Source organism: Yersinia sp. LJYL362 (assembly GCF_048323875.1).
In genome coordinates this window covers 1-10275 of sequence record NZ_JBLWEX010000094.1, presented here as the reverse complement: position 1 = coordinate 10275, position 10275 = coordinate 1, and the positions used below count along the sequence as shown (strand labels likewise).

Here is a 10275-nt window from a genome sequence, read left to right as displayed (position 1 = left end):
ATTTATCGCGCGTATCACAAATAACGGGACTAGGCAGTATTTCGTAAAATATATTAATAAGGAATTTATTAATGCATATCGATAATGCTATTACAACCACAATAGAAACAAAAACGTGGCGCAAATCTGACACAACTTGGACTTTGGGATTATTTGGTACAGCTATAGGGGCCGGGGTTTTATTCTTTCCTATCCGCGCGGGTTTTGGCGGGTTAATTCCTATTTTAATTATGTTGGTGTTGGCATATCCTATCGCCTTCCTCTGCCACCGTGCACTTGCTCGCTTATGTTTATCTGGTAGCAATTGTTCGGGCAATATCACTGAAACTGTCGAAGAACATTTTGGCAAAACCGGTGGTGTGGTTATTACCTTCTTGTATTTCTTTGCCATTTGTCCGCTGCTGTGGATTTATGGTGTGACTATCACCAATACCTTTATGACTTTCTGGGAAAATCAACTCCAGTTAGCGCCATTAAACCGGGGTGTGGTAGCACTAGCGTTATTGCTACTAATGGCCGTGGTCATTTACTTCGGTAAAGACTTGATGGTTAAGGTAATGAGTTTCCTGGTCTTCCCGTTTATTGCTTGCCTGGTGCTTATCTCTCTCTCATTAATTCCTTACTGGAATGCCTCGGTTATTGAGCAAGTGGATTTGAGTCAGATTTCGTTGTTAGGGCACGATGGCATATTGGTGACAGTATGGTTGGGGATTTCCATTATGGTGTTCTCCTTCAACTTCTCACCGATTGTTTCTTCTTTCGTGGTATCGAAACGTGAAGAATACGAACCGGAATTTGGCCGTGAATATACTGAGAAGAAATGCTCTCAGATTATCAGTAGGGCCAGCATATTAATGGTGGCAGTGGTGATGTTCTTCGCCTTTAGCTGCCTATTTACCCTTTCACCACAAAATATGGCGGAAGCCAAGGCACAAAATATCCCAGTATTGTCTTATCTGGCTAACCATTTTTCTTCGATGGCCGGTAGTCGGTCGACTTTTTCAATCACTCTGGAATACGCCGCTTCGCTAATAGCGCTTGTCGCTATTTTTAAATCTTTCTTCGGACATTATCTCGGTACGTTGGAAGGTCTTAATGGTTTAGTCATTAAGTTCGGTTATAAAGGTGATAAAACAAAAATATCCAGTGGGAAGCTTAATCTGATCAGCATGTTCTTTATTATGGGATCAACCTGGTTAGTAGCTTATATCAATCCTAATATACTTGATTTAATTGAAGCTATGGGCGCACCTATTATTGCTTCGCTCCTGTGCCTGTTGCCAATGTACGCTATTCATAAATTACCTTCTCTGGCCCGTTTCAGAGGGCGGCCAGAAAACTATTTTGTCACTATCGTCGGTCTGCTGACCATCTTCAACATCGTCTACAAATTATTGTAAGTACGGCGCTAAAAGCCCGTGTTTTACCCAATGAAACACGGGCGGAGTAATCACATGACATTAAATCCTACAGTTTTGGTTATTAACTGTGGTTCATCATCCATTAAATTTTCAGTGCTGACAGCCGACAATTGCGAAGCGGTAATCTCTGGGATTGCCGATGGTATCGGCACTGAAAAGCCTTTTTTGCGGATTGATAGAGTCACACAATTTCAATTGGCTAAATGGAATTATTCTGACGCATTGGCTGCTATTGCCGATGAATTAGAGAAACGTGGTTTGAGTAAATCAATTTCACTTATTGGTCACCGTATTGCTCATGGTGGCGAAATATTCAGTGAGTCGGTATTGATTGATGACCGGGTGGTTGAGGAAATCAAAAAAGTTTCGCCGCTGGCCCCGCTGCATAACTACGCCAATTTACACGGCGTCGAGGCTGCACGTCAGTTATTCCCTGGCATCAAGCAAGTGGCGGTATTTGATACTGGCTTTCATCAAACCTTAAAACCAGAGGCTTATCTCTACGCACTGCCTTACCGCTATTTTCGCGAACAAGGGGTGCGGCGCTATGGATTTCATGGCACCTCTTATCGTTATGTGGTTGGGGAAGCGGCGAGTTTTCTCGGATTTGACGGCAGCGATTGCGGCTTGATTATCGCTCATCTGGGGAATGGTGCGTCTCTCTGTGCCGTTCAGGATGGTAAAAGTGTTGATACATCAATGGGCATGACACCACTGGAGGGGTTGATTATGGGAACTCGCAGTGGTGATGTCGACTATGGTGCATTGGCCTACCTGGCGCGTCAAACCGGTCAAAGCCTGGAAGACCTGGACCATATGGTGAATAAAGAGTCCGGGTTGCTGGGGATCTCCGGTCTATCCGCAGATATGCGCGTGCTGGAAAATGCCTATCACGAGGGACATGAAGGTGCACGTCTGGCGATAAATACTTTTGTACACCGGTTGGCGCGGCACATCGGCGGGCACGCGAGTTCGCTACGCCGATTCGATGCTCTGATTTTTACTGGGGGGATCGGCGAAAACTCATCATTGATACGGCAGTTAACACTAGAGCATCTGGCTGTTTTTGGTATTGATATTGATCACGCCAAAAATAAGCGGTTGCAGCATGGATCATCCCAGATCATCACCACCGCACGTTCACGAGTTACCGCCGCAGTGATACCCACTAATGAAGAAAAAATGATTGCGCTCGATGCTATTCGTCTTGGCTATGCACAACAGGGCACGGTGGTTCCTGAGGCTGTTTTTTAACGGCCTGATCCATCAAGTGATCCCTTTATCTTGTTTATTGGAGTTTGTTCATGAAGATTGATGTAGATATCAGTAATAAGAAATATGCAGATGCCTGGCTGGGATTTAGCGGAAACGACTGGCGCGACGAAATTAATGTTAGGGATTTTATCCAGAAAAATTATCAGCCATATGAAGGTAATGAGTCATTTTTATCTGAGGCAACGCCTGCTACTCAAAAACTATGGGAACAGGTTATGGAGGGTATCCGTCAGGAGAATGCCACCCATGCCCCGGTAGATTTTGATGATGATATTGCCACCACTATTACGGCGCATGATGCGGGTTATATCGAGCAAGGCTTGGAGAAAATCGTTGGGCTACAGACCGATAAGCCGCTGAAACGCGCGTTGCATCCTTTCGGTGGCATCAATATGGTGCAAAGTGCCTTTGACGCCTATGGCCGTGAGATGAATGATGACTTCAAATACATCTTCACAGATTTACGAAAAACCCATAATCAGGGGGTGTTTGATGTTTATTCTCCCGAGATGCTGAAATGCCGTAAATCTGGCATTTTAACTGGTTTGCCTGATGGCTACGGGCGCGGGCGTATTATCGGTGATTACCGACGTATTGCTCTTTACGGTATTGACTATCTGGTGCGTGAACGTGAGTTGCAGTTCGCTGATTTACAGCCGCAGCTTGAGCAGGGCATTGAGTTGGAAAGCGTCATCCGCCTGCGTGAAGAGCTGGCCGAGCATCGCCACGCGTTATTGCAGATTAAAACGATGGCCGCGCGTTATGGTTTTGATATTTCTAGCCCAGCCCAAAATGCCCGCGAAGCGATTCAGTGGCTCTATTTTGGTTATCTGGCGGCGGTAAAATCGCAAAATGGTGGCGCGATGTCATTAGGTCGAACCGCGACTTTCCTTGATATATATATCGAACGCGATTTGGCGAGTGGCTTGCTGGATGAGCAGGAGGCTCAGGAGCTTGTCGATCACTTTATCATGAAGATCCGCATGGTGCGTTTCCTACGGACTCCTGAGTTTGATTCATTGTTCTCCGGTGACCCGATTTGGGCGACCGAAGTACTCGGCGGAATGGGGTTGGATGGCCGCACTTTGGTGACCAAAAATACGTTCCGTTATCTTCATACATTGGACACTATGGGCCCGGCACCGGAGCCTAACTTGACCATTTTATGGTCGGAGGCTTTGCCGGCGGCATTTAAGAGCTACGCGGCTAATGTCTCTATCCAGACATCTTCGTTGCAGTACGAGAATGATGACCTGATGCGCCCTGACTTTAATAGTGATGATTATGCTATTGCCTGTTGTGTCAGCCCAATGGTGCTTGGTAAGCAGATGCAGTTCTTTGGCGCACGCGCCAATCTGGCCAAAACGTTGTTGTATTGCATCAATGGTGGCGTGGACGAAAAACTCAAAATCCAGGTTGGCCCGAAATGCGCGCCAATGACTGATGAGGTCCTGGATTATGAGCGGGTAATGGTTAGCCTTGATGTATTTATGGACTGGTTGGCGGTGCAATACATCAGTGCCCTGAACCTGATTCATTACATGCACGATAAATACAGTTACGAAGCTTCGCTGATGGCACTACACGATCGCGATGTTTATCGTACTATGGCGTGCGGTATTGCAGGGCTTTCGGTGGCGGCGGATTCACTCTCGGCAATTAAGTACGCCAAGGTTAAACCTATCCGTGATACTGACGGGCTGGCCATTGATTTTGCGATTGAAGGCGAATATCCGCAGTATGGAAACAACGATGAGCGTGTCGACGCGATTGCCTGCGATCTGGTTGAGCGCTTTATGAAGAAAATCAGCAAGCTGCCGACTTATCGTCATGCGGTACCGACCCAGTCAATACTGACTATCACTTCTAACGTGGTTTATGGCCAGAAGACCGGTAATACGCCGGATGGGCGACGCAGCGGCATGCCGTTTGCGCCTGGGGCCAACCCGATGCATGGCCGTGATCGCAAAGGGGCGATAGCCTCACTCACCTCGGTCAGTAAGCTGCCGTTCAAATATGCCAAAGACGGGATTTCGTACACCTTCTCGATTGTCCCTGCGGCATTGGGCAAGGACTCAGCTGTACGTAATAATAATCTCGTTGGCTTGTTGGATGGATATTTTCACCATGATGAGGCGATGGAGGGTGGGCAGCATCTCAATATTAATGTGATGAACCGCGACATGTTGCTGGATGCTATCGCTCATCCAGAGAACTATCCGAACCTCACCATCCGCGTTTCTGGCTACGCAGTTCGCTTTAATGCCCTAACATCCGAGCAGCAGCAGGATGTTATCTCCCGTACTTTCACTAACGCCTTGTAATCTCACCACAGCCCTCCTTGATAAAGGGGGGCTTTTGTCGCTATTCGAGAGCATCCAAACGCCAGAAAGCAAAAAACCAGCCGTTAAGCTGGTTTCTTTAAATATGGTGCCCGGACTCGGAATCGAACCAAGGACACGGGGATTTTCAATCCCCTGCTCTACCGACTGAGCTATCCGGGCAACGGGGCGCATTAAACCGTATTGGCCGCTGATCGTCAACGAATTTATCGCGTAAAACCCCTAAAACCGTATTGATCGCTCTCTTTTCAGGCAAAAATGGAAAAAAACGCATAAATTGTTCTGAAATTTAACCTAACGTAACCTTAACTTAGTGCCCCATATTTACGACATAGCGCGACTTCCAATACATCTTCGGCCAGGCGTTTGGCCACTTCAACATCCTGTAATTGGCGCTTAACTAACAGCTTACTCAGGCAACCTTCCAAAATCAGCTCCATTTGCTGGGCGACCATCTCGGCATCATCAGCCTCCATTTCTCTCAGCAATTCCAGTGTATAGAGCAGTGAGGCTTCTTTTTGCTGCTCTGCCAATTGGTGGATAGGGTGGTCATCATCAGGATAGAAACTGCACGCCGCAATAAACAGGCAGCCGGGATAGCGCTGGTTTTGCACTTGTTCACTGAGCGTTTGGTAGCGCGCCAGTAGCTTTTGTTCCGGCTTTAATGTTTCATTTAGCTGCAATTGACGCCGCCAGGTATCAATTTGTTGTCCATGGTAGCGCAGGCAATCATACAGCAATGCTTCGCGATCCGGCCAGAAACGAGCCAGATCACTGACTTCGACTGAGACCTCTTTTGCCAGCATCTCCAGCGTGGTATTTGCCAGCCCTTTCTGTTCTAACAGATTAAGCGCGCTGCTTAAAACTTGTTCGCGTTGCACATTGCTCTCCTCTAACTGATTACTGGCAAGCATGGTCTTCCACTGCTTATCGCACAAATAAATGTATTGGCACTTTCTGCCAGTGACCCCTGTACCTTATCACTACTCCCGCTCGATTTTTCTAACTCTTTATTACTTAGTTTCCTGCCAAAGCTATAACGGCAAGGTGAGAGCATAGTTTTTGCTATCCCGCAGTCTGTGAAGCAGGGCGCATTTTCTAGTGCATCAGCTTGCCACCGGGTTACAGGGCTATACTAATAAACATCCCGCTGTCTTGAGTGGTATGGATAGCTTATGAGATTGAATCATTTATGAAAATAGTCATTGCTCCAGACTCTTATAAAGAAAGTTTATCCGCGCTGGAAGTTGCCGTACAAATTGAAGCGGGCTTTCGTACTCAATTTCCTGATGCAGAATATATCAAGTTGCCGGTTGCCGATGGTGGCGAGGGCACGGTAGAAGCTATGGTTGCAGCTACGGCTGGCCGGATGATTAAGGGCAATGTGACCGGCCCATTAGGGGACGAGGTGGACGCCTTTTATGGGGTATCCGGTGATGAGAAGTGCGCTTTTATTGAAATGGCTGCCGCCAGTGGGCTCGAACTTGTTCCACCTCCCTTGCGTAATCCATTGAAAACTACCTCTTACGGTACTGGTGAATTGATTGGTAAGGCGCTTAATCAGGGCGTGAAACATATCATTATTGGCATCGGAGGTAGCGCGACCAATGATGGTGGCGCGGGGATGGTGCAGGCGCTGGGAGTCAAACTGCTGGATAAGCATGGGAAGCAGATTGGTTTTGGCGGCGGTAAGCTGGCTGAGTTGGATCGGATTGATATTTCAGAGCTTGACCCACGTATCAAGTCGTGCCGAATCGAGGTAGCTTGTGATGTCACCAACCCACTCACCGGCAGTGCAGGGGCTTCTGCTGTTTTTGGTCGGCAGAAAGGCGCGACTCCTGCGATGATTGTCCAACTGGATGAGGGGTTGCGGCATTACGCTGATGTGATTAAGCGCCATCTGGGGATCGATGTTGATCAGGTTGAGGGCGCGGGGGCCGCCGGGGGCTTAGGTGCGGCATTGTTGGCTTTTTGTGGCGCGACCCTAAGCCCTGGTATTGATATCGTGACGGATGCTCTGGGTTTGGATGCTTTAGTGCGAGATGCGACTTTTGTGATTACGGGCGAAGGGCGGATGGATAGCCAAACCATTCATGGCAAAGTGCCTGTTGGTGTAGCCAGAGTGGCTAAGCGTTATAACAAACCGGTGATTGGGATCGCCGGTAGCCTGACTGACGATGTCGATGTGGTGTATGAACACGGGCTGGATGCCGTTTTCAGTGTCATTGACACTATTTGCACTCTGGATCAGGCGTTGGATAATGCCGCAGATAATGTGTTTAGAGCGGCGCGCAACATTGCTGCCACATTGGCAATAGGTATGGCGGCGGGGAAAGCTGAAAATACGAGTGGATGAGCCGGACTATATGCTCATCCACCGTCGGGATATCAATCAGTTAACGATTAGCGCGGGAGGTTCTGTAGATGCAGCAGGAATCCACTCGCATTCATAAAACCGGTCACTCTGGCTGCGGGAATTTCATTCCCTTGCGCATCGAAAAACAGGATGGTCGGTAAACCTAGCACATTCAACTCTTTCAATAGCGCGGCATGTTCTGCACTGTTCGCTGTCACATCGGCTTGAAGTAACGCCGTATCTGCTAGTTGGCGCTGAACCTGTTCATCACTGAAGGTGTATTTCTCAAACTCTTTACAAGCGACACACCAGTCAGCGTACAAATCCAACATCACCGGCTTACCCTTAGCTTGCGCTAACGCCGCTTGTAACTGGGGTAAATCGGCCACTTGTTTAAATGCTAAATGTTTAATTTCACTCTGTTGTGTGGGGCTGCCGAACGCCCAGTCTTGTAGCGGACGGGCGGCAATTAGCAAAGCTGCCAGTAATAACAACTGGAAGGCACGAGCCCAGCCGGAGTGAGCTTTTAGGCTTAATATAAATGCCCAGCCGAAGAAGGCGATGGCCAGCAAACTCCATAAACGTAAGCCCCAGACATCCCCTAAAACCCGTTCCAGTAAAAACACGGGTAGCGCCAGAATGACAAAGCCGAATGCCTCTTTGACGTACTGCATCCATGGGCCACTGCGCGGGAGCAGTTTGTTGCCAAACAGGGTCACAATCACCAGCGGGATACCCATCCCTAAGGCATATAAATAGAGTGTTCCGCCGCCAGCCAACATATTACCGCTTTGGGCGATATACAGCAGAATGGCGCTGAGCGGCGCTGTGGTGCACGGCGAACAAATGAGGCCCGCCAGTGCGCCCATAGCAAAAACACCGGCCAATGAACCGCCCCGTTGGCTGCTGCTCCACTGCACCAGCCTGGTTTGCAGTGACGAAGGCAATTGCAGTGAATAGAGGCCAAACATGGATAACGCCAGCAGCACAAACAGCGCAGATAGCCCAATCAACACATAAGGGTGTTGTAGCGCGGCCTGAAATTGTAAACCCGCCGCCGCAACCACCAGACCGAGTAGGGTGTAAGTCAGCGCCATCCCTTGCACATACACTATCGCCAACAACAATATTCGCCGCTGGCTGTGAGGTTTTTCACGCCCGAGAATAATGGCTGAAATCAGCGGATACATCGGTAATACACAAGGAGTAAAGGCGATACCTATGCCAATAAGCAGCGCCCACAGCGGTGAAAAAGGTAATTCAGCCGCAACGGGAGTGGCATTGTTTGTCGCAGGTGAAATAGTGTCAGTCACCGTCGCCGTGGATGAACTGGCAGTAATGGCGGAAAGTGGAACCACCCGTGTTTCTGGCGGATAGCAGAAGCCAGCTTCGGCGCAGCCCTGATAAGTCACACTGACACTGGCCTGCTCACCGGCTTGTGTAATAGGGATTTTCAGGGTTAGCTGTTGCTTGAATATCGCCACTTCACCATAGAACTCATCATGATGAGCAATGCCTTCCGGCAAGGTAAATGCCCCAAGAGTGGCATTATTCGGTACGATTTTGATTTGCTGGCGATACAAATAATAGTCTGGATGAATCTGCCAACTCAGGGTGAGCTGGTCGCCTTGTTGGCGAAAATCAAAGGCAAACGCTTGATCGACCGGAATAAACCGGCTCTGGCTACTTTTTTGGCCAAAAGATGAGTTGTCACCAAACAGCGAAGCCTGTGCGCTGTGCGGCGCGAGTAACATGCTGCACAGCAGCAGAATCAGAGTAATGAAGCGTTGAGCCATGACAGGTAATCTTTATCTCCGTCCCGTACCGGCAGCACCAGTAATTCTGGTGTTTGGTAGGGGTGATGTTGTTTGATATAGCTGAGAAGTGCCTGCTGATGACGGGTATTGCTCTTGAACAGAAGCTGGACTTCATACTCTTGCTGGAGCTTACCTTCCCAGTAGTAAATTGAGGTCGCACCGGGTAACAAGGTGGCGCAAGCAGCCAGTTTTTCACCTAAAACCTGCGCGGCTAAATCCTGCGCGCTGGCTTCATCAGGGGCAGTGCACAATACCACAATTGCATCACAAGTCATTGCATCACAAATATTCTCATCACAATTATTCGTATCACAATCAGACATCTTAACCTCGTAGGTCGCGCGGCTTATATGACGAAGTGGGTACTATAACGCGAGTAGATGTGGGTCAGAAGATGATTTGTGTAACCGTGGGAGAGATTTGGCGTAAATCGCCAGTGAGAGTGGGGCGCAAATGGATTGCGCCCCATAAAGCAGATTACAGAACCAGACCGCCCATCACGAAGCCGAAGCACACGGCCAGTGCAACCCCGATGGTGCCCGGGATAAAGAACGGATGGTTAAACACGAAGCGACCAATACGCGTGGTGCCGGTGTCATCCATTTGAACTGCGGCTACCAGTGTTGGGTAGGTTGGCAGAATGAACAGACCAGAAACCGCTGCGAAAGAAGCAATTGCCGCCAGTGGTGAAACGTTCAGTGCCATTGCCATTGGCATCAATGCCTTGGCAGTTGCAGCCTGAGAGTAAAGCAGTGCTGAACAGAAGAAGAAGATAACGGCCAGCAGCCATGAGTGAGTTTGAATCAAGCTACCCGCAGTTTCTTTAATCCAGTCCAGGTTGTGTTGTACAAAGGTATCGCCCAACCAGGCTACACCGAGGATACAAATACAAGCACTCATACCGGCTTTGAAGGTGCTGGAGTTCAGGATTGAATCGGTATCAACCGAACACACCATCGTCGTGATGGTCGCCACACTCAGCATGATGATCAGGATGGCGTTAGTGGTATTCATCAATGGTGTTGCCACCAGACCGACACTTGGGCTGTTGATGATGGCATACG

The 10275-nt window shown here is 48.7% G+C and carries 8 protein-coding genes and 1 tRNA gene; 4 read left to right on the top strand and 5 right to left on the bottom strand.

Annotated features, from left to right (window positions below; all coding sequences use genetic code 11):
* The first annotated feature begins 71 nt into the window (after nt 1–71).
* Genes tdcC through pflB form a run of 3 tightly spaced genes read left to right on the top strand, consistent with a single transcriptional unit; the run spans nt 72 to nt 5020 of the window.
* Nucleotides 72–1400 (top strand): threonine/serine transporter TdcC, encoded by a 1329-nt coding sequence (tdcC, locus tag ACNSO8_RS04060; protein WP_005175589.1) that lies wholly within the window; start codon nt 72–74, stop codon nt 1398–1400.
* Nucleotides 1401–1454: 54 nt separating this feature from the next.
* Nucleotides 1455–2675, top strand: a complete 1221-nt coding sequence (tdcD, locus tag ACNSO8_RS04055) for a propionate kinase (protein WP_418393908.1) — start codon at nt 1455–1457, stop codon at nt 2673–2675.
* Between the two features lie 50 nt (nt 2676–2725).
* Nucleotides 2726–5020 (top strand): formate C-acetyltransferase, encoded by a 2295-nt coding sequence (gene pflB, locus ACNSO8_RS04050; RefSeq protein ID WP_050121439.1) that lies wholly within the window; start codon nt 2726–2728, stop codon nt 5018–5020.
* Nucleotides 5021–5124: 104 nt separating this feature from the next.
* On the opposite strand, the gene ACNSO8_RS04045 is transcribed toward pflB, so the two are convergent.
* Nucleotides 5125–5200: transfer RNA gene (locus ACNSO8_RS04045), tRNA-Phe, on the bottom strand.
* Nucleotides 5201–5343: 143 nt separating this feature from the next.
* Nucleotides 5344–5919, bottom strand: coding sequence for a transcriptional regulator (locus tag ACNSO8_RS04040; RefSeq protein ID WP_026017989.1), 576 nt, complete (start codon nt 5917–5919; stop codon nt 5344–5346).
* Nucleotides 5920–6230: 311 nt separating this feature from the next.
* Between ACNSO8_RS04040 and ACNSO8_RS04035 the strand changes: the two genes are divergently transcribed.
* A complete protein-coding gene (locus tag ACNSO8_RS04035; protein ID WP_418393907.1) occupies nt 6231–7394 on the top strand; it encodes a glycerate kinase in 1164 nt (387 codons plus the stop codon).
* Nucleotides 7395–7441: 47 nt separating this feature from the next.
* Here the strand turns inward: ACNSO8_RS04035 and ACNSO8_RS04030 are convergent, their stop codons facing one another.
* The 3 genes from ACNSO8_RS04030 to ACNSO8_RS04020 all read right to left on the bottom strand — a co-directional run.
* Nucleotides 7442–9190 (bottom strand): protein-disulfide reductase DsbD, encoded by a 1749-nt coding sequence (locus ACNSO8_RS04030; protein WP_050322009.1) that lies wholly within the window; start codon nt 9188–9190, stop codon nt 7442–7444.
* Complete coding sequence (gene cutA / locus ACNSO8_RS04025; protein WP_019080730.1) at nt 9166–9534, bottom strand: divalent cation tolerance protein CutA; 369 nt, start codon at nt 9532–9534, stop codon at nt 9166–9168. Before cutA ends, ACNSO8_RS04030 begins: the two co-directional genes overlap by 25 nt.
* A gap of 154 nt (nt 9535–9688) precedes the next feature.
* Nucleotides 9689–10275 (bottom strand): anaerobic C4-dicarboxylate transporter family protein (locus ACNSO8_RS04020; RefSeq protein ID WP_418393906.1); only part of this gene is annotated, 587 nt, incomplete at its 5' end.